At 74.3% G+C, this 26,612-nt stretch carries 21 protein-coding genes and 3 pseudogenes; 10 read left to right on the plus strand and 14 right to left on the minus strand.

Annotation, left to right across the window (positions count from 1 at the left end; translation table 11 throughout):
• Positions 1-39: 39 nt before the first annotated feature.
• From ACFYWQ_RS37545 to ACFYWQ_RS37560, 4 genes are all read left to right on the plus strand, one after another.
• Positions 40-1,404 carry a hypothetical protein gene (locus ACFYWQ_RS37545; protein WP_389523301.1) on the plus strand — a complete coding sequence of 455 codons (1,365 nt, stop codon included), beginning with the start codon at positions 40-42 and terminating at the stop codon, positions 1,402-1,404.
• A gap of 66 nt (positions 1,405-1,470) precedes the next feature.
• Complete coding sequence (locus ACFYWQ_RS37550; protein WP_389523304.1) at positions 1,471-2,097, plus strand: carboxymuconolactone decarboxylase family protein; 627 nt, start codon at positions 1,471-1,473, stop codon at positions 2,095-2,097.
• Positions 2,094-2,849: a CoA transferase subunit A gene (locus ACFYWQ_RS37555; RefSeq protein WP_389523306.1), complete on the plus strand. Its 756-nt coding sequence runs from the start codon at positions 2,094-2,096 to the stop codon at positions 2,847-2,849. The genes ACFYWQ_RS37550 and ACFYWQ_RS37555 overlap by 4 nt, the downstream gene beginning before the upstream one ends.
• Positions 2,849-3,568: a CoA transferase subunit B gene (locus ACFYWQ_RS37560; protein ID WP_389523309.1), complete on the plus strand. Its 720-nt coding sequence runs from the start codon at positions 2,849-2,851 to the stop codon at positions 3,566-3,568. The genes ACFYWQ_RS37555 and ACFYWQ_RS37560 overlap by 1 nt, the downstream gene beginning before the upstream one ends.
• Here the strand turns inward: ACFYWQ_RS37560 and ACFYWQ_RS37565 are convergent.
• The 5 genes and pseudogenes from ACFYWQ_RS37565 to ACFYWQ_RS37585 form a co-directional block, all read right to left on the minus strand.
• Positions 3,469-3,849 (minus strand): annotated as a pseudogene (locus ACFYWQ_RS37565) (transketolase C-terminal domain-containing protein); the annotation flags it as partial. The gene ACFYWQ_RS37560 and the pseudogene ACFYWQ_RS37565 sit on opposite strands and share 100 nt — an antisense overlap.
• Positions 3,830-3,973: a hypothetical protein gene (locus ACFYWQ_RS37570; RefSeq protein WP_389523312.1), complete on the minus strand. Its 144-nt coding sequence runs from the start codon at positions 3,971-3,973 to the stop codon at positions 3,830-3,832. The gene ACFYWQ_RS37570 and the pseudogene ACFYWQ_RS37565, both read right to left, overlap by 20 nt.
• A gap of 222 nt (positions 3,974-4,195) precedes the next feature.
• Entirely contained in the window at positions 4,196-5,059 is an 864-nt protein-coding gene (locus ACFYWQ_RS37575) for an endo alpha-1,4 polygalactosaminidase (protein WP_389523719.1), read from the minus strand.
• A gap of 347 nt (positions 5,060-5,406) precedes the next feature.
• Positions 5,407-6,312: an oxygenase MpaB family protein gene (locus ACFYWQ_RS37580; RefSeq protein WP_389523313.1), complete on the minus strand. Its 906-nt coding sequence runs from the start codon at positions 6,310-6,312 to the stop codon at positions 5,407-5,409.
• Position 6,313: 1 nt separating this feature from the next.
• On the minus strand, positions 6,314-7,243 hold the full coding sequence (locus ACFYWQ_RS37585) for an oxygenase MpaB family protein (RefSeq protein ID WP_389523316.1): 930 nt from the start codon (positions 7,241-7,243) through the stop codon (positions 6,314-6,316).
• A gap of 136 nt (positions 7,244-7,379) precedes the next feature.
• Between ACFYWQ_RS37585 and ACFYWQ_RS37590 the strand changes: the two genes are divergently transcribed.
• The 4 genes and pseudogenes from ACFYWQ_RS37590 (at position 7,380) to ACFYWQ_RS37605 (ending at position 12,595) form a co-directional block, all read left to right on the plus strand.
• Positions 7,380-8,012 (plus strand): DUF6230 family protein, encoded by a 633-nt coding sequence (locus tag ACFYWQ_RS37590; protein WP_389523319.1) that lies wholly within the window; start codon positions 7,380-7,382, stop codon positions 8,010-8,012.
• 24 nt (positions 8,013-8,036) lie between these two features.
• Positions 8,037-9,665, plus strand: coding sequence for a DUF6114 domain-containing protein (locus tag ACFYWQ_RS37595; protein ID WP_389523322.1), 1,629 nt, complete (start codon positions 8,037-8,039; stop codon positions 9,663-9,665).
• Positions 9,666-9,677: 12 nt separating this feature from the next.
• Positions 9,678-10,556: pseudogene (locus ACFYWQ_RS37600) on the plus strand (oxygenase MpaB family protein); the annotation flags it as partial.
• Positions 10,557-11,089: 533 nt separating this feature from the next.
• Positions 11,090-12,595, plus strand: a complete 1,506-nt coding sequence (locus ACFYWQ_RS37605) for an aldehyde dehydrogenase family protein (RefSeq protein ID WP_389523326.1) — start codon at positions 11,090-11,092, stop codon at positions 12,593-12,595.
• 22 nt (positions 12,596-12,617) lie between these two features.
• Here the strand turns inward: ACFYWQ_RS37605 and ACFYWQ_RS37610 are convergent, their stop codons facing one another.
• On the minus strand, positions 12,618-13,244 hold the full coding sequence (locus ACFYWQ_RS37610) for a TetR/AcrR family transcriptional regulator (protein ID WP_389523329.1): 627 nt from the start codon (positions 13,242-13,244) through the stop codon (positions 12,618-12,620).
• 90 nt (positions 13,245-13,334) lie between these two features.
• On the opposite strand from ACFYWQ_RS37610, the gene ACFYWQ_RS37615 reads away from it, so the two are divergent.
• Positions 13,335-14,474: an acyl-CoA dehydrogenase family protein gene (locus ACFYWQ_RS37615; protein ID WP_389523332.1), complete on the plus strand. Its 1,140-nt coding sequence runs from the start codon at positions 13,335-13,337 to the stop codon at positions 14,472-14,474.
• 220 nt (positions 14,475-14,694) lie between these two features.
• On the opposite strand, the gene ACFYWQ_RS37620 is transcribed toward ACFYWQ_RS37615, so the two are convergent.
• From ACFYWQ_RS37620 to ACFYWQ_RS37645, 6 genes and pseudogenes are all read right to left on the minus strand, one after another.
• Complete coding sequence (locus ACFYWQ_RS37620) at positions 14,695-16,533, minus strand: AMP-dependent synthetase/ligase (protein WP_389523335.1); 1,839 nt, start codon at positions 16,531-16,533, stop codon at positions 14,695-14,697.
• A 174-nt stretch (positions 16,534-16,707) separates the two neighbouring features.
• On the minus strand, positions 16,708-18,894 hold the full coding sequence (locus ACFYWQ_RS37625) for a 3-hydroxyacyl-CoA dehydrogenase NAD-binding domain-containing protein (protein WP_389523339.1): 2,187 nt from the start codon (positions 18,892-18,894) through the stop codon (positions 16,708-16,710).
• A 121-nt stretch (positions 18,895-19,015) separates the two neighbouring features.
• Entirely contained in the window at positions 19,016-20,230 is a 1,215-nt protein-coding gene (locus tag ACFYWQ_RS37630; protein ID WP_389523342.1) for an acetyl-CoA C-acetyltransferase, read from the minus strand.
• Positions 20,231-20,309: 79 nt separating this feature from the next.
• The gene (locus ACFYWQ_RS37635) at positions 20,310-21,452 is read right to left on the minus strand and encodes an acyl-CoA dehydrogenase family protein (RefSeq protein WP_389523344.1); all 1,143 of its coding nucleotides are present in this window, start codon (positions 21,450-21,452) and stop codon (positions 20,310-20,312) included.
• A gap of 61 nt (positions 21,453-21,513) precedes the next feature.
• Positions 21,514-22,539, minus strand: a complete 1,026-nt coding sequence (locus ACFYWQ_RS37640) for an LLM class F420-dependent oxidoreductase (protein ID WP_389523348.1) — start codon at positions 22,537-22,539, stop codon at positions 21,514-21,516.
• Positions 22,540-22,784: 245 nt separating this feature from the next.
• A pseudogene (locus tag ACFYWQ_RS37645) lies at positions 22,785-23,927 on the minus strand (CaiB/BaiF CoA transferase family protein); the annotation flags it as partial.
• A gap of 262 nt (positions 23,928-24,189) precedes the next feature.
• Here ACFYWQ_RS37645 and ACFYWQ_RS37650 point away from each other — a divergent pair.
• Positions 24,190-24,909, plus strand: a complete 720-nt coding sequence (locus tag ACFYWQ_RS37650; protein WP_389523351.1) for a TetR/AcrR family transcriptional regulator — start codon at positions 24,190-24,192, stop codon at positions 24,907-24,909.
• A 172-nt stretch (positions 24,910-25,081) separates the two neighbouring features.
• On the opposite strand, the gene ACFYWQ_RS37655 is transcribed toward ACFYWQ_RS37650, so the two are convergent.
• Positions 25,082-25,891: a rhomboid family intramembrane serine protease gene (locus ACFYWQ_RS37655; RefSeq protein WP_389523354.1), complete on the minus strand. Its 810-nt coding sequence runs from the start codon at positions 25,889-25,891 to the stop codon at positions 25,082-25,084.
• Between the two features lie 111 nt (positions 25,892-26,002).
• Positions 26,003-26,356, minus strand: coding sequence for a hypothetical protein (locus tag ACFYWQ_RS37660; RefSeq protein ID WP_389523358.1), 354 nt, complete (start codon positions 26,354-26,356; stop codon positions 26,003-26,005).
• Positions 26,357-26,612 lie beyond the last annotated feature (256 nt).

Raw genomic sequence — 26,612 nt, forward strand, 5'->3', positions numbered from 1 at the left:
CCAGACCCGTCGTCGCACGTTCGTTCTCCGGAGGGATCCATGGACAAGCCGGCCGTCTTCACCGACGAGGAGATCGCCCGCTTCCGCGCGGAGCTGGCCGTCCGCCGCGCGCCGGGCGCCTACGAGCCGGGGCGCTGGTCGGTGAGCCCGCTGACCCGCCGCCCGGACGTACGCGGGCCGATGCCGGAGTCGGTGCGGCTGCGCGACGCCACCCTGCGGTCGGTGGAGACCCTGCCGGGCGTCGTCGCCTCCACCGAGGCGAAGGAGGCGTACCTGCGCCGGCTCGTCCGGGCCGGTGTCCGCGAGGTCGTCACCGCCGGCCTCGCCCGACGGGACGACAAGGCGCTGCGCGCCGAGGTCGAGGTCGTCAAGGGCGAGAACCCCGACTGCCGGGCCGTGCTGCCGCTGCCGCGCACCACCGAGGACGTCGACCGGGCCGCCGACGCGGGCTACGACGCCGTGCAGATCTGGGTCCAGGGCCTCGGCGAGGCCTCCCGGATCTACCAGCCGGCGGCATACGCGCAGGCCTGGCGGGGGGAGGACCGGCGCGGCCAGGACACCCCCCGCGACCGCGCGGACGTCCTCGCCCGCGCCGTGCCCCTGATCCGGCACGCCCGTTCCCGCGGGCTGGACGCCGTCGTCCCGATGCTGATGGTCTCCTACCTCACCGACGAGATCCTCGAGGAGTCGGTGACCGCGCTGACCGGCGCGGGCGCCACCGAGCTCACGCTCTTCGACGGGCCGGGCGCCATGAGCCCCGAGGCCTACGCCCATCTGGTCGCCCGCACCGCGGAACTCGCCCCCGGTGTCGACATCGGCCTGCACCCGCACAACACGTTCGGGCTGGCGGTCGCCTGCTCCCTGGCCGCCGTCCGCGCCGGAGCCCATGTCGTCGAACTGTCGGTCAACGGCTACTGCGGCGGCCCCGGCAACGCCGACCTGGCCGCCACCGCGCTCGCCTTCGAGGCCCTGTACGACGTGCGCACCGGCCTCAGGACCGAACGGCTCACCGAACTCGCCCGCGCGGGCGAGCGGTTGACGGGCTACCACCTCGCCTGGAACCACCCCGTGACCGGTACCCACGCGTTCTCCTGGGGCGGCATGGACATCATCACCCAGGAGACCGCGGTCGACCCGCTGCTGCACAACTGCCTGGAGCCCGCCCTCGTCGGCAACGCGCGCACGGTCCCCTTCACCCCCGACAGCGGCCCCTACACGCTCGCGGACAAACTGGCCGCGCTCGGTGTCGACATCACCACCGCCCAGGTGGACGCCGTCCTGCACCGGGCCCGCGACCTCATGGCGCGGGAGGGCCGGCTGCTCACCGACGCGGACCTCACCGCACTGGCCCGCGAGGCGGCGGACCCGACCGGGGAGACCGACCCCGGCGCCACGGACCGGTGAAGCCCCCCGGACCGAGCACCCACCCCACCGACCACCCCGCCGACCCCTGCGCGTACGGAGCGAACCGTGTCCCCGACCCCACCCGGCCGGCTGCCCCTCCTGCACCCCGCCCGCCTCTCCCCCGCCCAACGGGCCCTGTACGAGGAGATCACCGGCGGCCCGCGCGGCGACGGCCCGCAGCCGTTCGCCCTCACCGACCCCGAAGGGCGCCTCAACGGCCCCTTCAACGCGATGCTGTTCAGCCCCGGGCTGGGCCGCGACCTCCAGGCCCTCGGGGCGGCGATCCGCTACCGCGCCGCCCTCCCGCCCAGGGTCCGCGAGACCGCCGTCCTCGTCGTCGCCGCCGTGTGGGACAGCGCCTTCGAGCGCCACGCGCACGAGCCGGCGGGCCGGGCCGCCGGGCTCACCGACACCGAGGTACACGCCCTGCGCGAGGGCCGCGACCCGGGCTTCACCGACCCGTACGAGCGGGCCGCGTGGTCCGCCACCCGGGTCCTCGCCACCCCGTCCGACCCGCTCGACGACGACTGGTACAGGGCCGCGCACGCGGCCCTGGGCGCCGCCGCCCTCTTCGAACTCTCCACGCTCGTCGGCTACTACGCCACCCTCGCCCTGCAACTGCGCCTGTTCCGCGTGCCCGTGCCGGAGCCACCCGGCGACCGGGCCCTGCCGGTGAAGGAGTCCCGTCCGTGAACAAGGTCCGCGCCACGGCCGCCGAGGCGGTCCACGACATCACCGACGGCTCGTCACTGGCCGTCGGCGGCTTCGGCCTGAGCGGGGTGCCGGACGTCCTGATCGCCGCCCTGTACGCCCGGGGCACCACGGGGCTGTCGGTGGTGTCCAACAACTGCGGTGTCGACGGCGCCGGGCTCGGGGTGCTGCTCGACGCCGGCCGGATCGCCCGGGTCACCGGCTCGTACGTGGGCGAGAACAAGGAGTTCGCCCGGCAGTACCTGTCCGGCGAACTGGAGGTCGAACTCGTGCCCCAGGGCACCCTCGCCGAACGGCTGCGCGCCGGGGGCGCCGGCATCCCGGCGTTCTACACCCCGGCCGGTGTCGGCACACAGGTCGCGGACGGCGGTCTGCCCTGGCGGTACGCGCGGGACGGCTCGGTCGCCGTCGTCTCGCCGCGGAAGGAGAGCCGGACGTTCGGCGAGCGGACCCACGTCCTGGAGCACGGCATCACCACCGACTTCGCACTGGTCCGCGCGTGGCGCGGCGACCGTCACGGCAACCTGGTCTTCCGCAGGGCCGCGGCCAACTTCAACCCGCTGGCCGCGATGGCCGGCCGCGTCACCGTCGCGGAGGTCGAGGAACTGGTCGAACCGGGTGCCCTCGCTCCCGAAGAGGTCCATCTGCCGGGCGTGTTCGTGCAGCGCGTCGTCGCCCTCACCCCCGAGCAGGCCGGCCCCAAGAGGATCGAGAAGAGGACGGTGCGCGACTGATGGGCTGGACCCGCGAACAGATGGCGGCCCGGGCCGCCGAGGAGCTGACCGACGGCTCGTACGTCAACCTGGGCATCGGGCTGCCGACGACGATCCCGGACCATCTGCCCCCGGACGTGCGGGTGGTCCTGCACTCGGAGAACGGCATCCTCGGCACCGGCCCCTACCCCGCCGAGCGGGAGGTCGACCCCGATCTGATCAACGCCGGGAAGGAGACGGTGACCGTGCTGCCCGGCGCCTCGTTCTTCGACTCGGCGCTGTCCTTCGCCATGATCAGAGGCGGGCACATCGACACCGCCGTCCTGGGCGCCCTCCAGGTGTCCGCCCGCGGCGACCTGGCCAACTGGAGCGTCCCCGGCAGGATGATCAAGGGCATGGGGGGCGCCATGGACCTGGTGCACGGCGCCCGCCGCGTGATCGTCGTGATGGAGCACACGGCGAAGGACGGCACGCCGAAACTCGTCGACACCTGCACGCTGCCGCTCACCGGCCGCGCCTGCGTGCACCGCGTCATCACCGACCTGGGCGTCTTCGACATCACCCCGGACGGCCTCGCGGTCGTCGAGACCGCCCCGGGGGTGACGGCCGACGGCCTCGCGGCCCGCACGGGCGCGCCGTTGCGGCCGGCGTCCCCGGTGTACTTGTGCCAGGCCAGTCCGATGCCCGCCTCGACGGCGACGCGGGCCTTCACGGACGGCGGCAGCACGCTGTCGCGGTAGGCGGCCGGCTGCTCCTCGAACCACTCCACGGACGGCATCGACACCACCCGGGTGCCGATCCCCTCGGCCTCCAGCAGCTCACGGGCCGCGACGGCGAGCCGCACCTCGGAGCCGGTGGCGATCAGGACGACGTCCGGGGTGGCCGTCGAGGACTCGGCCAGGACGTAACCGCCGCGCGCCGCGTCCGGGTTACGGGCGTAGGTGGGCAGGCCCTGGCGGCTGAGGGCGAGACCGTGCGGGGCGGGCTGGGTGGAGTGGCGCTTACCCAGCCGGCGCCAGGCTCATCGCAGTACCGGGAGGGCCGTTGCCGACCTTCTGTACGGCATCGGCGGCCAGGACACGCGCGGTGTCCACGGCCCGCTGGTCCGACTCGGCCCACGTCAGGGCGGGCAGGGCGGAAGGCATGGGTCTCCTCGGAGGTACGAACGGCGCACAAGGGGGCCCGTGCCGCCCATAAGGGGAGGCGGCACGGGCTGGTCGGGGGAGCACTCGGGTCAGCGCAGGAGCATCGCGCGCGCCGCCTTCTCGGGGACGCCCACGGTGTGGACGGTCTCGTGCAGGGCAGCCACGATGGACAGCACCCCGTAGCCGGGGCCGCCCCGCCCCGCGCGGGGACGGCCCCCGGGATCAGAGGCTGTCGCAGGTCTCCCGTACGTAACCGGAGTCGTCCCGCGGGACCACGTCCCGGTCCCGCAGGACGACGCTGATCTCGTCGCCCCAGCCCGCGCAGGCCCGCTCCATGCCCCGCTCCTCGTACTCGACGTCGACGACGTGCCGGCCGAACGCGTCCGTGTAGGCGTCGCACTCGTCGTATCTGCCGCACTCCTCCGCGACGGCGAAGTCCAGGCCGACCTCCTCGCGGTCGGCGGCCAGGTCCGGCGTGTTCTTCTGGGCGACGGCCAGTCCCTCGGCGTGCGCGTGGCCGGCCAGCAGGGTGAGGAACGCCTTGGCGTCGTCGGCGGTGAGCAGGCCGTCGGGAGCGCGGGTGTAGGTGTCGTAGTTGTCCGGCTCGACGGCGTCGAAGCCCTTGTCCGCGCACGTGTCGATCCAGGCGTTCACCTTGCGGGCCACCCGGTCGCGCTTGGCCGCGGTGCGGATGTCCAGGAGCGCCTCGTCCCAGTCCGGGTCGACGACCACCTCGCCGTCCGCGTCGCGCAGCAGCAGGTCGTCGTCCCACTCCCCTTCCGCGTCCGGCTGGGCCTGGAAGGCGTTGACGTAGCAGATGGAGTACGTCCCCGGCGCGGGGGACGCCGTGTGGTCGCGGACGACGATCGAGGTACCGGCGGGCGGGGGGTAGGCGCCGCCGAGCTGGTAGTCGAAGCCGCCGTGGACGGGCGGGGGCGTCACCTCCGCCGTGGCCGGCTTCCCCTCGGGGTCGCCGGAGTCCCCGGAGTTTTCGGCGGCGGAGCAGGAGGCGAGCACGAGCGAGACGGCGACGGCCGCCACCAGCGCCGTCGTGGACCGGCGCGGACGGGCGTGCGGCAGGTGCAGGGACAAGCGGGCTCCCGACGGAGGGGGCACGTCCCCGCCTCGGACACGCACGGCGCTCCTGGCGACTCGGTCCGGACTCACGCCCCCCGGGGCCTCGTCGGCCCGGGGTCGCATCACCGGCTGGGCATGCCACTGCTGCCGGACCGGCACGGCCCGACGTGCGGGAACGTAATCGATCACGAAACGGCCCGTCAAACGGGGGCACGGCGGCGGGGCCGGGCCCGGGCGCCCGGCGGGGTGGGCCGGGGCCGTCCGGAGGTGATCCGGCGGCGGCACGGCGGCGGCGCGGCGGTGGAGGTGCCGGCTGCCGTGGGGTGCCGCCGGTCGCCAGCCCGGTCGCGGTCGCCTCATCTCGGGCGGGGAGCCGGTTCGCCGCGGGCGGCGGGAGTGTGTGCCGTCACGCCGGGAGTGTGTGCCGTCGCGGCGGCCCTCGCTCGTGCGGCTCTGGCGGTGGGCAGGTAGCGCAGTCGTTCCGGCAGCAGCGGGACGACGGTGCGGACGACGGCGCCGAGGCGTTTCAGCCGGCGTTCGTCCCGTGCCGTCCAGGTCACGCCGAGTCGGTCGCGGGCGGCGGGCGGGAGGAGTCCGGCGGTGACGAAGACGTGCAGACGGGCGAGCGGGCGCCGCAGGACCGGCCAGAGCCGACGCAGCGGCGCACCGGCGCCCGGGGGCGGCGGCACGGGGCGGCGCGGGTCGAGCAGTTCGTCCACCACGGCCGTCCGCTCCAGTTCCCGGTCGACCATCGCGTCGAAGTAGGGCCAGAACTCCTCGGGGGTCCTCGGCATGTCCCGGGGGTGGATGCCGAGGATGCCGCCGAGCTGGAGCAGCTCGTCGTAGAGGCGGCGTTCGTCGTCGGGGGCGAGCGGGCGGGAGAGGTAGCGCGCCGCCCGCAGGAAGACGGGGTAGGCGGTGGCGTGCACCCAGGCGTAGTAGGCGGGGGTGAGCGCGTGGTAGGAGCGGCCCCGGCTGTCGGTGCCGCTGATGGTCTTGTGCAGTCGGCGCAGCCGGCGCCCTTCCTCGATCGCCCGCTCGCCGCCGTACACCCACAACTGGAGTGATTCCAGGGAGCGTTCGGCCCGTCCCCAGGGGTCGGTGCGGAACACCGAGTGGTCGTCGACACCGGCGCCGACCGCCGGGTGGGCGACCTGGAGGACGAGCGCGGCGGGCAGCGAGAACAGCAGGCGCACGTCGCCGGCGATGTCCCAGAGGATGGTGTCCGGGGCGAGCGGGGTGGGCTCGGTGGTGGCCTTCACGTCACCACGCTCCCAGCGGGCGCCGCGCGGCGGGCTCGGTGCCCGGGCGGTGGGTGGCCCAGTAGGCGATGGCGAGGGTGCCCGATATGCGGAGCGGGGGCGGGACGAGCAGCATCAGCAGCCGTACCAGCCGCGCGAAGCGCCGCAGGGCGCGCTCCTGCCGCCGGCTCCAGGTGAGGTGGAGCCGGTCGCGCAGGCGGGGCGGCAGGGCTCCGACGGTGACCAGCAGGGCGTAGTGGGCGGCGAGCTGCGCGACGGGCCGCCAGAGCGGGTTCGGGAGCCAGGCGACGGGCTTGGCGGGGTGGGCGAGTTCGTCGAGGACGTCCTGCACGGACCGGTTGTGCTCCAGCCGGTGGTCGACCATGTCGTCGTAGTAGGCGCTGAAGGCCGCCCAGTCCGGGGGCAGGTGGTGGTCCTTGAGGCCCCAGACCCGTCCGACGTCCCGCATCTCGCGGTAGTACTCCTCCAGGTCCTGGTCCGTCATGCCCTTGCCGAACAGGCGCTGGGCGTCGACCGGCCCCTTGACGAGGGTCGCGTGCACCCAGTGGTAGGCCTCCGGGTTGAGGGCGTGGTAGCGGCGGCCGGCGGAGTCGGTGCCCTTCATCCCGGCGTGGACGTGGATCAGGCGCCGCGCCTCGGCGGTGGCGGCGCGCTGCCCTCCGTAGACGACGGTGCTCAGCGAGAGCAGGGTGCGGATCAGCCGGGGCCAGGGTTCGGCGCGGAAATTGCTGTGGTCCGCGACACCGGCGCCGACGACCGGGTGCGCGACCTGGAGGAGCAGCAGCTGGGGGGCCATGAGGGTGGAGCGGGCGTCACCGAAGTGGCGCCAGGCCATTCCGCCCCGGCGCGGCGCCCTCACCTCGGAGGAGGGGGCGACTCCCTCACCGGGTGCGGGTTCCGGGTCGGCGGACACGTGCGGCAGAGCGGTCATGACGCCTCCGTTTCTCCGTGGTGTCCGGAGTATTGACGCGCCTTGTGAAACAAGTCAATAGTTTTTGTATCTTCGACTCACCGATGGCCCCCGAGAGCTCGCCGTCCTCGCTCCAGCCCTGCGGAAGGGACTCCCCATGAGTGACAGATACGCCTATACCCGGACGAATACCCCGGGTACGGGCCGTACGCACTGGAAGCGCAGCGCCGTCATGTTCGTCCCGTGCACCCTGGCCGTGGGAGCGCTCGGCATCGCCCTCGCCCAGGGCGCGCTCGCCGCCTCCTTCGCGGTCTCCGGCGCCGCCTTCAAGGTCTCGGCGTCCGAGGTCACCGCGGAGGGCGTGTCCTCGTTCCCCTCCTCCATCGGCAGCTCGGCGAGCGGCGCCAAGCCGGTCCTGCTGGCCGCCGTGAAGGGCGGCACGGTCTCCGACGTGTGCGTCTCGCTCAAACAGACACTGCCGCTGGTCGGGGACATCACCATGCTGGTGCACTCGGGAGCGGACAAGCCGCTCGAGGGCAGCGACCTCGTGGTGAACGCGGACGCCCTCACCGGCGGCGGCGGCAAGGTCACCGGCGTCCAGGCCGGCCGGGACGCCTCCACCCTGACCGGCGCGCCCGGCGTGACCGGGCCCGAGGGCACGTTCGGCGTCCAGGCGAGCACCGCCGTCGCCCATGACGTGCGGAGCACCGCGTACTCCGCGAACGGGGGCACCCTGACGCTGGAGAAGCTGGAGATCGAGTTCAGCCGTACCGGCAAGCAGTGCTTCTGACGGCGACGACGGACGGACTCGGTCATGTTCAGCTTCGTCTTCGGCTTCCTGTCGGAACTGGCCCGTGAGACCGGCGACTGGTTCGACCGGATCCTGCCCGCGCCCCGGCTGCGCCGCTCCCTGCGCGGCTGGCGCCGGAGGCGGCCGTTCTGGGCGGCGGTGTGGGTCGTCGCGGGCGGCGTCGAGATGGTCGCCATCCCGCTGGCCCCGCTCCCGCTGATGATCAGGATCGGGGTGGGCGCCATGTCGGCCGCCGGCATCAGTCTGGTCCTGATCGCGGGCGGCCTGTTCTTCCTCTTCAAGCCGGACCAGCGGATGTTCGTCTCCGTCGTCACCGCGATCGCCTCGCTGACGTCGATGGCGACCACGAACCTCGGCGGCTTCGGCATCGGCATGCTGGCCGGCCTGATCGGCTCCTCGATGGCGTTCGGCTGGATGCCGGACCCCGAGCGGGCGGGGGACGGCGGGCGGGCGGCGGACGGTGAGCGGACGGCGGACGGTGAGCGGACGGCGGACGGTGAGCGGACGGCGGACGGTGAGCGGACTTCGGCCACGGCGGACACTGCCACGGCGGTAACAGCCACGGCGGCAACGGTGGCGGTACCGGCCGCGGCGGACACGGCCGACGCCGTGACCGGCGGGGCGGAGGCCCGGGGGGAGGGCACCGCCCCAAAAGCCCGTGAGGACCGCGCCCGCTCCGGCGGTCGCCGGAGGCCCGTGCGGGGCGCGGTCCTCTTCGTGGTGAGCGCGGTGGTGGCGGCGGCCGGGCTCCCTGCCGCCGGTACCGCCGCCGCGGCGCCGGGCACGGACGTGTTCCCCCTCCCCTGGCCCACCCTCACCTGGCCGTGGGAGTCCGCCGGATCGCCCTCCCCCACCCCCGCCCCGACCGGGCCGGCGAGCGGCGACCAGGCGTCCGGCACGACGGGTTCGGCCGCGCCCACCCCCACCACCTCCGGCTCCCCCTCGCCCCCGGCCGCCCCGGACGAGGACGACGGCACGGCGACCGAGGCGGAAGAGGAGGAAGCGGAGGAGAAGGCCGGTGCCGCCCAGGTGACGCTCCCGTGCCTCACCGGCGTCGACACCGGCGGACTCCCCGACCCCGACCAGGAGTTGGAGGAGGCCACACCCGGCGAGACCGCCGACGACCCGGACGACCTGACCGCGCTGCGCCCGCCGATCGTCATCGGCGACCAGCCGGGCCGCCCGCGGGCCACCTATCCGATCAGCCCGCTCCACCCCGAGGTCGGCGCCGACACCCTGACCGCCTACGGCGCCGTCATCCACGGCGCCACCTACCTGCCCACCGCCGACGGCGGGCGGATGAAGGTGCTGTGGGTGCACGCCGACCGGCTGGTCGCGGACGACTACGCCTTCCGGCTGGAGAGCGCGGGCCAGGTCCAGACGATCGACGTGGACCTGGACATCCCGCAGGTCGACATCTACGTCACCCGGCTCACCGGCTCGATCACCATCCCCGTCCTCGGGGTCGGCACCCCGCGCATCTGCATCGGGGCCGACATCGTCCCGGCGAACCTCCCCATCGCCGTACAGCTGCCGAAGCTGACCGTGACCGCGGTGGAGGCCGGCCAGGTCCTGGTCGACGCCGAGACGGTCGGCTTCGCCGACCTGTCCATCCGCAGCAGGCACCGTTAGGAGAGACCGCCCATGGGCCGCTACAGCCGGCTCCACCGCATCCAGCAGATGGACCCGCGGCAGGACTACGAGGAGATCTTCCGCTGGGTCACCCGGTACGAGTTCCCCTGGGACTACCTCCAGGGCGTCTCGATCGCCTTCCTGCGGGACTTCGGCGTGCCGCGCATCTCCCGGCTCCTGGACCGCACCCAGGAGTTCGAGCGCGCCGGGCAGAAACGGTACGACGACACCGTGCTGATCGCCCACGAGATGGTCGTGGACGGCATGGACTCCGAACGCGCCCGGGCCGCCGCCCGCCACCTCAACCGCATCCACGGCCGCTACCGCATACCCGACGAGGACTACCTGTACGTCCTGGCCACGACCGTGGTCGGTCCCAAGCGGTGGATCGACCGGTACGGCTGGCGGCCGCTGTGCGAGGAGGAGACCGAGAGCCTCGCGCTCGTGGGGCGGCGCATGGGCGGCATGATGGGCATCGGCGACCTGCCCGCCGACTACGCGGGGTTCGCGGACCTGCACGACGGCTACGAGCGGAAGATGTTCGCGTACGACCCGGCCAACCGGCGGGTCGCCGCGGCCACGCTGCGGGTCGTCACCCAGTGGTACCCCAGGCTGCTGCGACCGCTGGCGGCACGCGCCTCGCTCGCCGTCCTCGACGAGCCGCTGCTCACCGCGCTGGGCCTGCCCGCGCAGCCGCGGCCGGTCCGCGGCGCCACCCACCGCGCCCTGCGCGCCCGGGCGGCCGTGGTGCGCCGCCTGCCGCCCCGGCCGAACTGGTGGCCGTACCGCCAGCAGCCCCGCAGCTACCCCTTCGGATGGACCCTGGACGACCTGGGCCCGCACTGGGCCCACACCAGGCCGCTGAAGCCACTGCGGGACGAACGCCCGGGGGCGGAAACGGCCCCGGCGCCCCGGCCGCCGGCGAACCAGCCGCCGGTGGCCCAGCGGCCGGTGGACCAGCGGCCGGTGGCCCAGCCGCCGGTGGCCCAGCGGCCGGTGGCCCAGCCGACGGCACACCGCACGCCGACCGACCGGCAGCCGACGGACGAGCGGCCGGTACACCGCACACCGACCGACCGGCAACCGACAGAGCGACGATCCGCCTCCCAGCGGCCGACCGACCAGCAGCCGGTCCCCCCACAGCCGACCGACCAACCCTCGGCCTCCCGGCAGCCCACCGACCCCCCGTCGGCCTCCCCCCAGCCGACCGGGTCGGCCTCCCCTCGGCCGACAGACCAACCGTCGGCATCCCCCCGCCCGGCCGACCAGCAGCCCACCCCGCACCAGCCCACCCCCCAACAGCCCACCCCGCACCAGCCCACCCCCCGGCAGTCGCCGGACGAGCAGTCGCCGGACGAGCCGTCGGCGGCGGACGAGCCCTCGTCCGGCCGTCCGGCGGACCGGAACACACCTCAGGAGCAGCGATGACCGACACGGCCCGGGACACCACGCCCCGCCCCACGACCTTCACCGTCCACAGCCCGGCGACGGGCAAGCCGCTCGCCGACCACCCCGTCGCCGGGCCGGAGGAGGTCGCGCGTGCCGTGCGGCGGGCCCGGACGGCCGCGGACCGCTGGGCGGCCGAGTCCGCGCCCCGGCGCCGCGACCACCTGCTCCGCTTCAAGCGGCGGCTCGCGTCCGCGCTGGACGACGTCGCGGACACCATCGCGGCCGAGACCGGCAAGCCGCGCGGTGACGCGGAGCTGGAGGTTGTCCTGACCCTCGAACACCTGGCGTGGGCGGCGCGCAACGCCGGACGCGTGCTGCGGCGGCGCGGTGTGCCCTCCGGGCTGGTGGCCGCGCACCAGCGCGCCACACTGGTCCACCGGCCGCTCGGGGTGGTCGGCGTGATCGGACCGTGGAACTACCCCCTGTACACCCCGATGGGGTCGATCGGCTACGCCTTGGCGGCCGGCAACGCCGTGGTGTTCAAACCGTCCGAGCACACCCCCGGCACGGGCGTCCTGCTGGCCGAGCTCTTCGACGCGGCGGTGCCCGGGTACGCCGGCCTGCTCACGACCGTCACCGGGGCGGCCGCGACGGGCGAGGCGCTGGCCCGGTCCGGTGTCGACAAGCTGGCGTTCACCGGCTCGCCGGGGACCGCGCGCAAGGTGATGGCGGTGTGCGCCGAGTCGCTGACGCCGTTCCTCGCCGAGTGCGGCGGCAAGGACGCGGTCGTCGTCACCGCCGACGCCGACCTCGACGCCGCCGCGGACGCCGTCGTGTGGGGCGCGATGAGCAACGCCGGGCAGACCTGCGCGGGCGTCGAACGCGTCTACGCCGTGCGGGAGGTGCACGCCGCGCTCTGCCGCAAGGTGGTGGAGCGGGCGGGTGCGCTGCCGGTGGGCCCGGACGCGGACGCGGCGTACGGTCCGATGACGATGCCGGGGCAGGCGGCCGTGGTGCGGCGGCACGTGGACGAGGCGCTGGCGGCCGGTGCGCGTGCCCTGCTGGGCGGGTCCGCGTCGGTGTCCGGGAGGTACGTGTCCCCGGTCGTCCTGGCCGATGTGCCGGAGGACTCGGCCGCGATGACCGAGGAGACGTTCGGGCCGACCGTGGCGATCAACGCGGTGGCCGACGTGGACGAGGCGGTGGAGCGCGCGAACGCCTCGGCCTACGCGCTGGCCGCCTCGGTGTTCTGCGGCGACCGGCGGGCGGGGGCCGCGATCGCCGCCCGGCTGCGGGCCGGCGCCGTCTCCGTCAACTCGGTGCTCGGTTTCGCCGCCGTCCCCGCGCTGCCGTTCGGCGGTTCCGGGGACTCCGGTTTCGGGCGCGTCCACGGAGAGGAAGGGCTGAAGGCGTTCACCGCGCCGCAGTCGGTCACGGTCCGGCGCTTCGCCCCGCCGGTGAACCTGACCTCCTTCACCGCACCCGCGGCCGCCCGGGCCCGCGCGGTCGCCGTCGCACGGTGGCTGCACCGGCGGCGCTGACGTGCCGTGCGGGCGCGGGCCGTCAGGCGTCCAGCAGGGGGGCGAGGTAACGGCGGGCGAAGGCCCGGGCCTGGTCCTCGTCCTCCATCTCGATGCAACTCGCCGGGTTCAGCAGGAAGGAGACGGCCACCCGGACCATCAGCTCGGCGACCGGCCTCGGGTCGGAGTCCGGGCGGCCCTCGGCCCGCTGGGCGCGGCGCAGATGGGCCGTCAGGTAGTCGCAGGTGGCCGCGAGCGAAGGACCGCCCTGGACGGTGAAGTAGGGCAGCACCAACTCGGGTTCGAGCCGCAGCAGGCCACCGAACAGCGGGTGCGCCCGGGTGTGGCGGAGGGCCACCACGAAGCCCTCCACGACGCGCTCCTCCATGGTGGGCAACGCCGCCACGGCCGCGTCCAGTTGCTGGAAGAACCTGCTGCCCTCGCGCAGCAGGCAGGCCTCGACCAGCTTGTCCTTGCTCTGGAAGCGGCGGTAGACCGTGACGCGGGAGACACCGGCCCGTTTGGCGACGTCGTCCATCGAGGACCGGCGCAGGCCGAAGGCCGTGAACTCCTCCAGCGCGGCGTCGAGGATGCGCCGCGCCACCTTTTCCTCCGTCTCGGGCTGGGCGATGGCCCGCGCGAGCAGGGAGTCGTTCGCAGAAGTCTTCATGGTGTTCCTCACGATACCGGCACCCATCGACCCGAGAAACCGTGCAACATATTCTATATCTTTGTAACTCACCGGACCTGGAGGGTTCTCATGGGCAGTCGTCTCACCCCGGAGCAGACGGATTTCGTCGCCGCCGTCCGCGACTTCGCCAAGCGGGAGTGCGGCACGCGGGAGCAGCGGGACGCGCTGACCGCGCGGGGCACCGAGCCCCACAACGCCGAGCTGTACGGCAGGCTCGCCGACCTCGGCTGGCTGGGGGTGTGCCTGCCCGAGGAGTTCGGCGGCGCCGGCGGCGGACTGGCCGACGCCTGCCTGTTCCTGGAGGAGACCTCCTACGGCCTGGTCCCGGCGGGCGGCTTCGTCACCACCGTCATCGCCGCCAAGGCCTACGAACGGTTCGGCACCGAAGCGCAGAAGCGGGACGTCCTCACCCGTGCCGTGGGCGGCGGGGTGCTCGCCATCGCCATGTCGGAACCGTCGGCCGGCTCCGACGTCGGCGCGCTGCGCTGCCGGGCGCGGCGGAGTGCCGACGGCGACTGGCTGATCGACGGTCAGAAGACCTGGATCTCCAACGCCCACTGCGCCGACGCCATCCTGCTCGTGGCGCGCACCGGTCCCGACAAGCACGCCGGGCTCACCATGTTCCACCTGCCGGCCGGCACCGCCGGGGTGGAGATCCGGGGCATCGAGACCATGGGCGGCCGGGAGGTCAACGACGTGTTCCTCACCGGGGTCCGGCTGCCGGCCGACGCCGTCGTCGGGGAGGTCGGCGACGGCTGGCGGCAGCTGATGGCGGGACTGAACTACGAGCGGCTGTTCCTGGCGGCGAACATGCTGGGCCTGGCCCGCCGCGCCTTCGACGACGCGGTCGCCTACGTCCGCGAGCGCGAGCAGTTCGGGCGCCCCGTCGGCTCGTTCCAGGCGCTGCGGCACCGGATCGCCGACCTCGCAACGGAGATCGAGTGCACCCGGCTGCTGGTGCGCGAGGTGGCCCGGGACTGCGACGCGGAGCCGGACCGCCTGTTCCCTCGGGAGGCGTCCATGGCCAAGCTCAAGGCCACCGAGACCGCCAAGCGGGTCGCCCTGGAGGGCATGCAGATGATGGGCGGCTACGGGTACGCGACCGAGTACGACATGGAGCGCCATCTGCGGGCCGCGGTCGTCTCCACGGTGTACGGCGGCACGAGCGAGATCCAGCGGGACGTGATCGGCAAGACCTACGGCCTCTGAGCGCCCGCGCCACGACGGCGGCGGCCGGCCACCCGTTCCCGGATGGCCGGCCGCCGTCGTCGGTCCGGGCCGCGTTCAGCCCGCGCCGCGGGTCCCGGCCGCGTTCAGCCCGCGCCGCAGGTCCCGGCCGCGTTCAGCCCGCGCCGCAGGTCCCGGCCGCGTTCAGCCCGCGCCGCAGGTCCCGGCCGCGGTCAGCCCGCGCCGCAGGTCCCGGCCGCGGTCAGCCCTCGTACAGCCCGTCCAGCGCGGCGCCGTACTTCTCCCTGATGACCCGGCGCCGCATCTTGAGCGACGGTGTCAGCTCCCCGGTCGCCGGGCCCCACTCCTCGGCCAGCAGTGTGTACCGCTTGACCTGCTCGGTCCGGTTCAGCCGGGAGTTGGCGGCGGCCACCGCCCGTTCGACCTCCGCCCGCACGGCCGGGTGCGCCGCGAGGTCCGCGAGGCCGGTGCCGGCCTCGATCCCGTGGGCGGTGGCCCAGGCCGGCGCGGCCTCCGCGTCGAGCACCAGCAGGGCGACGAGGTAGGAGCGGTTGTCGCCGTGCACGAGCGCCTGCCCGATCAGCGGGTGTTCCTTCAGCGCGTTCTCCACCAGCGCCGGCGAGACGTTCTTGCCGGTCGAGGTGACGATCATCTCCTTCTTGCGGTCGGTGAGCCAGAGGTAGCCGTCCTCGTCCACGCGGCCGATGTCCCCCGTGCGCAGCCAGCCCTCCGCGTCCACCGCGGACTGCACCGAACCGTCCTCGCGCAGATAGCCGGAGAAGACGGTCGTCCCGCGCACCTCGATCTCGCCGTCCTCGGCGGTGCGGATCTCCACCGACGACACGGGACGGCCGACCGACCCCAGCCGGAAGCCGGTGCGGGGACTGTTGGTGGTCGCCACGCCGGTGGTCTCGGTCAGCCCCCACGCATCCATGATCACGATGCCGAAGCCGGACCAGAACCGCACCACGTCGAGCGGCATCGGCGCCGAGGCGCTGGCCGCCCAGGCCACCCGCTCCAGGCCGCCCGCGGCGAGCAGCGGCAGCAGGACGTCCTCGCGGGCCCGGCCGTAGGCCTCCTCCAGCTCGGCGGGCGGCCGCTCGCCGCGTTCCCGGAAGCCGACGTGCTCCCGTGCCACCCGCGCGGCGTCCTCGATGACCGTCCGCTGCTCGGGCGGCAGCAGGGAGAGCACGGCGCGGACGGCGGCGGCGAGCTTCTCCCACACCCGCGGCACCCCGAAGAACTGTGCCGGCCGCACCTTGCGCACCGTCTCGGCGACCTTCGCCGGGTCGGCGCACAGATAGACGTGGGAGGCGCGGTGGCAGGGCAGGTAGAGGCCCAGCATCCGCTCGGCGATGTGGGCGAACGGCAGATAGCAGATGTGCTCGACGTGCGGCGGCAGCTCCACCACCGCGTCCAGCGCCAGGGCGTCGGCCAGCACGTGCCGGTGGTTGAGCACCACGCCCTTGGGCTCGCCGGTGGTGCCGGAGGTGTAGACGACGGTCAGCGGGTCCTCGGGGCGGGCGGCGTCCAGGGCCTTGTCGAACCGCTCCGGCACCGGCTCCGCCCGCAGGGCGGCGTACGGGAGGTGGACGCCCTCGGTGCCGGGCTCGACCACCACCAGCCGCTCCAGCGGTGTGCCGGCGTCGTCCAGCAGCGGCGCCCACAGCTCCACCTGCGCCGCGCCCTCCACGACGGCGACGCGGGCCCGGCAGTTGCGCGCGATGTGGGTGACCTGCTCGCGGGCGGAGGTGCCGTAGACGCTGACGGGGACGGCGCCGAGGCGGACCAGCGCCAGGTCGGACAGCCAGTGCTCGGGCCGGTTGGCCGTCATCAGCAGCACGTGGTCGCCGCGGCCGACGCCGAGTGCCGCGTAGCCGGCCGCGAGCCGGGTGGTGTGCTCGCGGACCTCGGCCCAGGTGAGAGTGGTCCAGCCGTCCGGGCCGCCCTCCTGCTCCTGCTGCCAGGACAGGGCCGGCAGCTCGGGGTACAGCCGGGCGTTGCGTTCCAGCAGCAGGGGCAGGGTCGTCTCGGCCGGCGGTCCGGGGGGCTCCCCGGTCGTGCGGGGGGCTGATGACATCAGGGCCTCCTTGCGGGTGGGTCGGTGCGTCGGGAGGGGGCGGCACGGCGCGGCGGTGCGCCGCGCCGTGCCGCGGGAGGGACGGGCAGGGTGAGGGACGGGCAGGGTGAGGGACGGGCAGGGTGAGGGACGGGCGGGGTGAGCAGTGGCCTCGCAGCCGGCTCGGGTCCCGGCTCAGGAGTCGGTGAAGACCTCGCCCCGCTCGGCCTTGCGCAGCAGCAGGGCGGGCGGGTCGAAACGCTCCCCGTGCCGCGCGGCGAGCTCGCGCGCCCGGGCGGTGAATCCGGGCAGGCCGCCGTCGTAGCCGTTGACGTACTGGAGGACCCCGCCGGTCCAGGCCGGGAAGCCGATGCCGAGCAGGGAGCCGACGTTGGCGTCCGCCACGGACACCAGCACGCCCTCCTCCAGGCAGCGCACCGCGTCCAGGGCCTCGACGAAGAGCATCCGCTCCTTCAGCTCGGTGAGGTCGGCGGGCCGTGCGGCGGGGTCGGTGAAGTGCTCGCGCAGCCCGGGCCACAGTCCCGTCCGCCGGCCGTCCTGGTACGTGTAGAAGCCGGCGCCGGCGGACCGGCCGGGGCGGTCGAACGCGTCGATCATGCGGTCGACGACGGCGTCCGCCGGATGCGGCCGCCAGGTGCCGCCCGCCTCCTCGGTGGCGCGGCGGGTCTCCTCGCGGATGCGGCGGGGCAGGGTGAGGGTGAGTTCGTCCATGAGGGCGAGCACCTTGGCCGGGTATCCCGCCTGGGCGGCGGCCTGTTCCACGGTCGCCGGGTCGATGCCCTCGCCGACCATGGCGACGCCCTCGTCGATGAAGCGGCCGATGACCCGGGAGGTGAAGAAGCCGCGGGAGTCGTTCACCACGATCGGTGTCCTGCCGATCTGCCGGACCAGGTCGAAGGCGCGGGCGAGCGCCTCATCGCCGGTCTCCCGCCCCCGGATGATCTCGACCAGCCGCATCCGGTCGACGGGGGAGAAGAAGTGCAGCCCGATGAAGTCCTTGGGCCGGTCGACGCCCTCGGCGAGCAGGGAGATGGGCAGGGTGGAGGTGTTGGAGCACAGCAGCGCGTCCGGGGCGACGGCCTCCTGCGCCTCCCGGAACACCCGGTGCTTGAGCGCGGGGTCCTCGAAGACCGCCTCGATCACGGCGTCGCAGCCGGCCAGGTCGCGGGCGTCGGCGGTCGGCACGATCCGGTCGAGGAGCGCGTCGCCGCGGGCGCGCGTCGTGCGGCCCTTGGCGACGGCCCGCTCCAGCAGGCCCGCGGAGTACGCCTTCCCGCGCGCGGCCGCCTCGGCGGAGACGTCCTTGAGCACGACCTCGATGCCCGCCTTCGCGCAGGCGTAGGCGATCCCGGCCCCCATCATCCCGGCCCCCAGCACGCCGACCTTCGTGACGGTGCGGGCGGGCAGGTCCTGGGGGCGGTTGGCGCCGGAGTCGACGGCCTGGAGGTCGAAGAAGAAGCCCTGGATCATGTTCTTGGCGGTCTGCCCGGTGACGAGTTCGGTCAGGTGGCGGGCCTCGACGACGAACGCGGTGTCGATGTCGACCTGGGTGCTCTCCACGGCCGCCGCCAGGATGTTGCGCGGCGCCGGGTAGGGGGCGCCGCCCAGCTTCTTGCGGAGGGTGGCGGGGAGGGCGGGCAGGTTCGCCGCGAAGCCGGGGTGCGCGGGTGTGCCGCCGGGGATGCGGTGGCCCGGTTCGTCCCAGGGCTGGCGGGACTCGGGGTGGGCGTCGACGAACGCCCGCGCGCGGGCGAGGAGGTCCTGCGGGTCGGCGGCGATCTCGTCGACCAGGCCCGCTTCGAGGGCCTGGGCCGGGCCGTACTGCCGGCCCTCCATCAGCACCTTCCGCAAGGCGTCGACGACGCCGAACATACGGACCGTGCGGACCACCCCGCCGCCGCCCGGCAGCAGCCCGAGGGTGACCTCCGGCAGTCCGACGCGGGCGGCCGGGTGGTCCAGCACGATCCGGTGGTGGCAGGCCAGCGCGATCTCGTAACCGCCGCCCAGGGCGGCTCCGTTGACGGCGGCGACGACGGGCCTGCCCAGTGTCTCCAGTCGGCGCAGGGCGCGCTTGATCCGCATGCCGGCCTCGAAGGACCGCCCGGCGGTCGCGGGGGTGACGGCGATCAGGTCGCGCAGGTCCCCGCCGGCGAAGAAGCTCTTCTTGGCGGAGGTGAGGATGACGCCCTTGAGGTCGTCGCGGCGGGACTCCAGGCGGTCCACGGTGGCGTCCAGGGAGTCGATGAACGCGGCGTTCATGGTGTTGGCGGACTGGCCGGGGTCGTCCAGGACGAGGGTGACGACGTGGTCGTCGCTCTCCTCCCAGCGGATGGTGCTGCGGTCGGCGGCTGTGGTGGCCATGGAAGAGGGTCTCCAGGGGTGCGGGCGGTCACGGGGGGAAGTGCGGTGCGGCACGGGACGGGAGGCTCGGTCCGGGGCACGGGGTGCGTCAGAAACGCCCTGGGCCTCGGGCCGGGCGCTGTCAGAGGCGTTCGACGACGGTGGCGATGCCCATGCCGCCGCCCACGCAGAGGGTGGCCAGCCCGTACCGCAGGTCGCGGCGCTCCAGTTCGTCCACGAGCGTGCCGAGGATCATGGCGCCGGTCGCGCCCAGCGGGTGTCCCATCGCGATGGCGCCGCCGTTGACGTTGACCCGGTCGGGATCGAGGCCGAGGTCGCGGACGAAGCGCAGGACGACGGCGGCGAAGGCCTCGTTGATCTCCACCAGGTCCAGGTCCGCGACGGTCAGCCCGGCCTTGGCGAGGGCCTTGCGGGAGGCCGGGGCGGGACCGGTCAGCATGATGGTCGGGTCGGCGCCGGAGACGGCGGCCGAGACGATCCTGGCCCGGGGCCGCAGTCCGTGCCGCTCCCCCGCCGCGGCGGAGCCGATGACGGTCAGCGCCGCGCCGTCCACGATCCCGGAGGAGTTGCCCGCGTGGTGGACGTGGTCGATGCGCTCCACCCAGTGGTACTTCTGGAGGGCCACCGCGTCGAAGCCGCCCGCCTCGCCGGCCACGGCGAAGGAGGGCCGGAGCGCGGCGAGGCTCTCCACGGTGGTGCCGGGCCTGAGGTGCTCGTCGCGGTCCAGGACGAGCAGTCCGTTGCGGTCGCGGACGGGCACGACGGACCGGTCGAAGCGGCCGTCCTTCCACGCCTCGGCGGCCCGTGCCTGGGACAGGGCGGCGTACGCGTCGACGTCCTGGCGGGTGAAGCCCTCCAGGGTGGCGATGAGGTCGGCGCCGATGCCCTGCGGTACGAAGCCGGTGTCGTGGTTGGTGCGCGGGTCCAGCGCCCAGGCCCCGCCGTCGCTGCCCATCGGGGTGCGGGACATGGACTCGACGCCGCCGGCCAGGACCAGGTCCTCCCAGCCGGAGCGGACCTTGGCGGCGGCGAGGTTGACGGCTTCGAGGCCGGAGGCGCAGAAGCGGTTCTCCTGGACGCCGGCCACCGTGTCGGGCAGTCCGGCGGCCAGGGCCGCGGTGCGGGCGATGTCGGCGCCCTGGTCGCCGACGGGGCTGACGACGCCGAGCACGATGTCGTCGACGGCGGCCGGGTCGAGCCCGGGGTACCGGCGGCGCACCTCGTCGATGAGTCCGACGACGAGGTCGACGGGTTTGACGCCGTGCAGGGCGCCGTTCGCCTTGCCGCGGCCGCGCGGGGTGCGGATCGCGTCGTACACGTACGCTTCGCTGGTCACCTGGATGCCTTCCGGTCCGGCCGAGTCGACTCGGCACGTGGGAGATGCGGGGCGGGGAGGGGGGCGGGTCCGGCGGCGCTCAACCGAGCAGGGAGCGGCCGATGATCTCCTTCATGATCTCGGTGGTGCCGCCGTAGATGGTCTGGATACGGCCGTCCAGGAACGCCTTGGCGACCCGGTACTCGGTCATGTAGCCGTAGCCGCCGTGCAGTTGCAGGCACCGGTCGACGACCCGCTTCTGGAGTTCCGTGGCCCACCACTTGGCCATCGAGGCGTGCACGGCGTCGAGTTCGCCCCGGGTGTGCTCGCTGACGCAGCGGTCGAGGAAGCTGCGGGTGACGGCGGCCTCGGTGGCCATCTCGGCGATCTCGAAACGGACGTGCTGGAGCCGCGCCAGGGGCCGGCCGAAGGCCTCCCGTTCCTTCACGTACCGCACGGTGACGTCCAGGATCTCCTCGGCGGCGGCCGCGGCCGCGACGGCGATGGCCAGCCGCTCCTGGGCGAGGTTGGCCATGAGGTAGGTGAACGCCCGGTTCTCCTCCCCCAGCAGGTTCTCCTTGGGCACGCGGACGTCGTGGAAGAAGAGTTCGGCGGTGTCCTGGGCCTTCTGGCCGATCTTGTCGAGGTTGCGGCCGCGTTCGAAGCCGGCCATGCCGCGTTCGACGACGAGCAGGCTCTGGCCGCCGCTGCCGCCCTCGGGGGTGGTGCGGGCCACCACGACGACGAGGTCGGCGAGGATGCCGTTGGAGATGAAGGTCTTGGTGCCGTTGAGGAGGTAGTGGTCGCCCCGGTCGGTGGCGGTGGCGCGGATGCCCTGGAGGTCGGAGCCGGCTCCGGGTTCGGTCATGGCGATCGCGGTGATGATCTCGCCGGAGGTGTAGCCGGGCAGCCAGCGCCGCTTCTGCTCCTCGGTGGCCAGCCGGGTCAGGTAGGGCCCGACGATGTCGTTGTGCAGTCCGAGGGCGAGACCGGAGGCGCCGGCGCGGGCGAACTCCTCGGCGAGCACGGCGCTGTAGCGGTAGTCGTCGGTGCCTCCGCCGCCGTACTCCTCGTCGACCGCGAGGCCGAGGAGTCCCTGGCGGCCCGCGGAGCGCCACACCTCGCGGTCGACCACCCCCTGCTGTTCCCAGCGCTCGTGGTGCGGGAGCACCTCCTTGGCGAGGAAGGTGCGCACGGTCTCTCGGAAGGCCTCGTGCTCCAGGCCGTAGAGGTCACGCTTCATGTCGTCTCCCAGGGGGTGGGGGCGGGGTGCGGCGGTCGCGCGGTCACGGGCCGGCGCGTGGTCACAGCCAGCCCTTGACGCGCTCGACGAGCCGGGCGGGGTCGGATCCGACGGGGGTGACGTTGAGCATGGTCACGCCGGCCTCGCGGAAGGCCTCGACGCGGTCGCGGACGTACCCCTCGGGCCCGGCCAGGCTGACCAGCTCGCACAGTTCGGCCGGTACGGCGGCCTCGGCGTCCTTCTTGCGGCCGGCGAGGTAGTGCTCCTGGATGGCGGCGGCCTCGGCCTCGTAGCCGTAGGCGCACACGAGGTCGTGGTAGAAGTTGCGGCCCGGTGCGCCCATGCCGCCGACGTAGAGGGCGATCACGGGGCGCATCAGGTCGCGCACCGCCTCGGCGCCCTCGCCGACGGCGAGCAGCCCGCCGGCGACCACGGACAGCGGGCCGAGCGACGGATCGCGCAGCGCGGCGCCCTCCGCGAGTGGCGTGCCCCAGACCTCGGCGGCGTGCTCGGGGACGTAGAGGAACGGCAGCCAGCCGTCGGCGAGTTCCGCGGTCATCCGGACGTTGGCCGGGCCGAGGGCGGCCACGTAGACGGGGACGGCGTCGCGGACCGGGCGGGTGAGGAGCTTCAGCGGTTTGCCGAGGGTGCCGCCCTTCTCCGGCGGCAGCGGCATGTCGGTGATGCCGTGGTGCTCGATCACCTCGCGGCGCCAGATGCGCCGGGACAAGTCGATCACCTCGCGGGTGCGGCCGAGCGGCCGGTCGTAGCGGCGGCCGTGCCATCCCTCCACGACCTGGGGGCCGGACGCGCCGATGCCGAGGAGGGCGCGGCCGCCGGTGAGGGCGTCGAGCCCGGCCGCGGTCTGCGCGATGAGCGCCGGGCTGCGGGAGTAGACGTTGAGGACGGCCGCGCCGATGCGCAGCCGCTCGGTGCGGGCGGCGAGATAGCCCATGATCGTCGGGGAGTCGAAGCCGTACGCCTCGGCCACCCAGATGGCGTCGAGGCCCGCGGACTCCAGCGCGGCGGCCGCGTCCGCGGCGGCGCGCGGGTCACCGGCGTAGGTCAGCGGCGTGGACAGTTCCATCAGCGGGGGTCCTTCCGGGAAGACGCCACCGGGCCGGGCGCCGGGGTTTCCGGCGCCGGGGGCTCGGGGGCGGGCGGCTCGGGGACGGGCGGCTCTGAGGCGGGCGGCTCGGGGGCGGGCGACTCGGGGGCGAGGCCGGAGGCCGGGCCGGGGCCGGGGCCGGAGGCCGGGCCGGGGCCGGAGGCCGGGCCGGGGCCGGAGGCCGGGCCGGGGCCGGAGGCCGGGCCGGGGCCGGAGGCCGGGCCGGGGTGGGGGACGAGGGCGGGGACGTCCCAGTCGTGGGCCACCTCGGCGGTGTGCGCGCCGGGCCGCGGGGGCGGCAGGCGCAGGGCGCCGGGAGTGGCGGAGAAGCGGGGGGCCGGAGCGGGCTGGAGGACGCCGTACGCCTCGGTGAAGGTGCCGCGCTCGGTCAGGTGGGGGTGGCGGGCGGCCTCGCGCAGGGAGAGCACCGGGGCCACGCAGGCGTCGGTGCCCTCGAAGACGGCGGCCCATGCGGCGCGGCCCGCCGTCCTGAACCGCGCGGCGAACCGCGCCCGCAGCTCGGGCCACCGGTGCGGATCGTCGCGGTCGGGCAGCTCCTCGTCGGCGAGTCCCAGCAGCCGTACGAACTCGGCGTAGAACTGCGGTTCCAGGGCGCCGACCGCCATCCATCCGCCGTCGCCCGTCTCGTACACGGCGTAGTAGGGGCACCCGCCGTCGAGCAGGTTGGTGCCCCGGTCGTCGCGCCAGGTGCCCATGGCGAGCATGCCCCACAGCAGGGCGGTGAGGTGGGCGGTGCCGTCGACGATGGCGGCGTCCACCACCTGGCCGCGGCCGGTGCCCCGGGCGGTGAGCAGGGCCGCGAGCACGCCGGTCACCAGGTAGAGGGAGCCGCCGGCGTAGTCGCCGAGCAGGTTGGCGGGGATCGCGGGCGGTCCGCCGGGCGGGCCGATCACGCCGAGGGCCCCGGCGGTGGCGATGTACCCGATGTCGTGGCCCGCCCGGGGCGCGAGCGGTCCGGACTGGCCCCAGCCGGTCATCCGCCCGTAGACGAGCGCGGGGTTGGCGGCCAGGCATTCCTCCGGTCCCACGCCGAGGCGTTCGGCGACACCGGGGCGGTACCCCTCGATGAGGACGTCGGCGCGGCGCACAAGCGCCCGCACCGTCGCGGGCCCGTGCGCCGCCTTCAGGTCGACGACGACGGACCGCTTGTTGCGGTGGGTCACGTCGCGGGCGGGGTCGAGGCCGAACGGGGCGGGCCCGGGCCGGTCGACGCGTACGACGTCGGCGCCGAGGTCGGCGAGCAGCATCGCGGCGAACGGACCGGGTCCGATCCCGGCCAGCTCCACCACGCGCACTCCGGCCAGGGGCCCGGTGCTGCGGGCTGGGGTGTGACGGGTCTGGCTCATCGGTTCCTCTCTCGGAGGCAGGCCGTCGCGCGGCTCCGCCCACCGGGGACTTACTGAGCGTTCGCTAAGAAGGTAGGAAAGGCGATGCCGACGGTCAACTCCTGTCGCACACCGAGTTTTTGACTATCCTGATCGGGCAGCCTTCAGGTTCGCCCGTGATTCACTGAACGATCGATAAGCGATCGAGCGGCGGAAGGCCGTCTCCGCGGACGTATGATGTCCGCCGGCGTCCGACCCGCCCGACCGGCCCGAAGGAGAGTCGTTGAGCACCGAACCGAGCACCGATTCGAGCGAGGACACCGCAGCCCCCGCGCACCACTGGCGCTCGTACGGACCGCTCGATCTCCCTCCGATCCTGTGGCACGCCATGACCGCGTTCAACGAGCACGGCTACCACGGCACGTCGGTCCGTGACATCGCCGGCCGGGTCGGCGTTACCGTGCCCGCCCTGTACTACCACTACGCGAACAAGCAGGCCCTCCTGGCCACGCTGCTGGAGACGTCCATGAAGGACGTCCTGGACCGCTGCCGGGCCGCGGCCGCCGAGGCCGGCGACGACCCGCTGCCCCGGTTCTGCGGCATGGTCGAGTCGATCGTGCTGTACATGGCGAACCGCAAGGGGCTCGCCTTCCTGGACACCGAGATCCGCAGCCTGGAACCCGAGAACCGGGCCCGTTACGTGGCCCTGCGCGACTACCTCGAGCACATGCTGCTCGACACCGTCGAGAAGGGCATCGCCCGGGGCACCTTCACCACCCCGATCCCCGCCGACGCGGTCCGCGCGGTGCTCATCATGTGCCAGGGCGTCGCCAACTGGTACCGGACCGACGGTCCGCTGACCGCCGAGGAGGTGGCCGAGCGGCACGTGCTGCTCAGCCTGGGCACGGTGGGCTTCCCCGGGCGGACCGGCGACGAGGCCGGGGCAGGGGCAGCCCCGACCGTGCCGCGCCGCCGGACGCAGAAGCCGCGTGCGGCACGCTGACGAGGGGGCGGGGGCGGCCCGCTGACGAGGCGGTGGGGCAGCCGGGGGTGGCGGGCCGGCGGGGTGGGCGGGGCTCCCGCCCCTGCTCGGGGGTCACAGGGCGGGAGCCCCTGACCCTGCTTCCGGCCGACCGGTCCCCTCGGATGCACCGGAACCGCGCGGGGTCCCCGGGTCAGAGCAGGCCGAGGTCGCGGAGTTCCTTGTGCAGGTCGGCGCGCGGGTGGCCGGACGGGGCGGGCAGCCTCTCGGGCCCCTCGGGCCGGGTGCCGCCGGCCGAGCCGTCCCGGCCGACCGAACTGTCCCGGCCGTCCGAACTATCCCGGCCGTCCGGGCTGCCGTCCGGGCGGCGGGCCCGTGGGGCGCCGTCGCGCCGGCGCCGGTCGCGCAGCAGCCACGCGCCGGCCAGTCCTCCGATCAGCCCTCCGAGATGCCCCTGCCAGCTCACCCCCGGCGTTCCGGGCACGGCCACGGTGAGGAGATAGGCGAACGAGGCCGCCATGACGACGCCGATCAGCGAGTCGACCAGGTGCCGGTCGACGAGGCCCCGCACCACGACGTAGCCGAAGAAGCCGTAGATCAGACCGCTGGCCCCGACCGTGTTCGCCGCGTCCCGCTCGAAGAGCCAGACCGCCAGACCGCTGCTCACGGCGACGAGCAGGCTCAGCGCGAGGAAGCGGGCCACCCCTCGGTAGGCGGCGAGGAACCCGAAGACGAAGAGCGGCCCGGAGTTGCTCTCGATGTGCGCCCAGTTCCAGTGCAGGAAGGGCGCGGTGAGGATGTGGGGGACCGTGTCGAGGTCGCCGGAGACCACGCCGTACTCCCGCGACAAGCCGTAGTCGTCGGCGAAGTTGGCGAGCTGTACCAGCCAGACGAGGACCACGAAGGCGAAGATCACGAAGAACGCCTTCCGGGCCTCCGCGACCATCCGCTCGGATCCGGCGGGCCCCCCGCCGGCCCGGTCCACCCGGCTCCCGTCCCCCATGACGCGCTCCCCTCCCCCGGCGGCACTTCCCGCACACGCTACCGGCACGCCTGGCGGACACGACGGCGGAGGGCCCGCGGACCTCGGTCGTCCCCGCCGGGGGACGGCCGGTCAGCGCGGGCCGATCCAGCGCCGGACGGCGGCGTTCGTCAGGTCGTCCAGCGCGCTCAGCGCCTCCATGGCGTGCAGGTCCTCCGGCGCGGGCGCGACGCCGACGCGGGTGAGGGCGGCGTGCAGTTCCAGCCGTCGGCGGTCCGCGGGGGGCAGCCGCCGGGAGGAGCCGGCAGCGGCCCCGGCGTCGTCGTCCTGCCCGGTCCGCGTCTGGGGCGGGACGCGCCAGTCCTCGTCGCTCCACTCCACCGTCCGAGCCGGCGCGGCACCGACGTCGACACCGCAGCGGTAGGGGTCGAGGACCAGCCGAGGCACCGTCAGGGCCGTCGGTGGGTACTGCCGTTCCCGCATCATGACCTCCAGCTTCCGGGCATTCGTCCCGAACGGAGAGAACGCCTCGAACGGCCGTCGGTTGCGCGATCCCCCGCAGACCACTCGAACGCCCCCAAAGCCATCTAGTCGCTCTTGCCGCTAGTCCCTCTAGTCGCTCTAGCCGTTCGTCGCTCTAGTCGCTCTAGTCGCTCTAGTCGTTCGTCGCTCTAGTCGCTCTAGTCATTCGGGACGCTGGTCGCTCTAGTCATTCGTCCCTCTCGTCGCATGGTCGGTGCCG

The sequence above is a fragment of the Streptomyces sp. NPDC003247 genome (assembly GCF_042888135.1).
GTDB lineage: Bacteria > Actinomycetota > Actinomycetes > Streptomycetales > Streptomycetaceae > Streptomyces.

What these genes read in the sequence shown, in the direction of transcription:
- ACFYWQ_RS37640 (WP_389523348.1), bottom strand. Translation starts at nt 22,539, where the DNA reads ATGGAACTGTCCACGCCGCTGACCTACGCCGGTGACCCGCGCGCCGCC.
- ACFYWQ_RS37570 (WP_389523312.1), bottom strand. Translation starts at nt 3,973, where the DNA reads ATGCCTTCCGCCCTGCCCGCCCTGACGTGGGCCGAGTCGGACCAGCGG.
- ACFYWQ_RS37595 (WP_389523322.1), top strand. Translation starts at nt 8,037, where the DNA reads ATGTTCAGCTTCGTCTTCGGCTTCCTGTCGGAACTGGCCCGTGAGACC.
- ACFYWQ_RS37585 (WP_389523316.1), bottom strand. Translation starts at nt 7,243, where the DNA reads ATGACCGCTCTGCCGCACGTGTCCGCCGACCCGGAACCCGCACCCGGT.
- ACFYWQ_RS37545 (WP_389523301.1), top strand. Translation starts at nt 40, where the DNA reads ATGGACAAGCCGGCCGTCTTCACCGACGAGGAGATCGCCCGCTTCCGC.
- ACFYWQ_RS37625 (WP_389523339.1), bottom strand. Translation starts at nt 18,894, where the DNA reads ATGGCCACCACAGCCGCCGACCGCAGCACCATCCGCTGGGAGGAGAGC.
- ACFYWQ_RS37560 (WP_389523309.1), top strand. Translation starts at nt 2,849, where the DNA reads ATGGGCTGGACCCGCGAACAGATGGCGGCCCGGGCCGCCGAGGAGCTG.
- ACFYWQ_RS37660 (WP_389523358.1), bottom strand. Translation starts at nt 26,356, where the DNA reads ATGATGCGGGAACGGCAGTACCCACCGACGGCCCTGACGGTGCCTCGG.
- ACFYWQ_RS37590 (WP_389523319.1), top strand. Translation starts at nt 7,380, where the DNA reads ATGAGTGACAGATACGCCTATACCCGGACGAATACCCCGGGTACGGGC.
- ACFYWQ_RS37635 (WP_389523344.1), bottom strand. Translation starts at nt 21,452, where the DNA reads ATGAAGCGTGACCTCTACGGCCTGGAGCACGAGGCCTTCCGAGAGACC.
- ACFYWQ_RS37615 (WP_389523332.1), top strand. Translation starts at nt 13,335, where the DNA reads ATGGGCAGTCGTCTCACCCCGGAGCAGACGGATTTCGTCGCCGCCGTC.
- ACFYWQ_RS37620 (WP_389523335.1), bottom strand. Translation starts at nt 16,533, where the DNA reads ATGTCATCAGCCCCCCGCACGACCGGGGAGCCCCCCGGACCGCCGGCC.
- ACFYWQ_RS37610 (WP_389523329.1), bottom strand. Translation starts at nt 13,244, where the DNA reads ATGAAGACTTCTGCGAACGACTCCCTGCTCGCGCGGGCCATCGCCCAG.
- ACFYWQ_RS37655 (WP_389523354.1), bottom strand. Translation starts at nt 25,891, where the DNA reads ATGGGGGACGGGAGCCGGGTGGACCGGGCCGGCGGGGGGCCCGCCGGA.
- ACFYWQ_RS37605 (WP_389523326.1), top strand. Translation starts at nt 11,090, where the DNA reads ATGACCGACACGGCCCGGGACACCACGCCCCGCCCCACGACCTTCACC.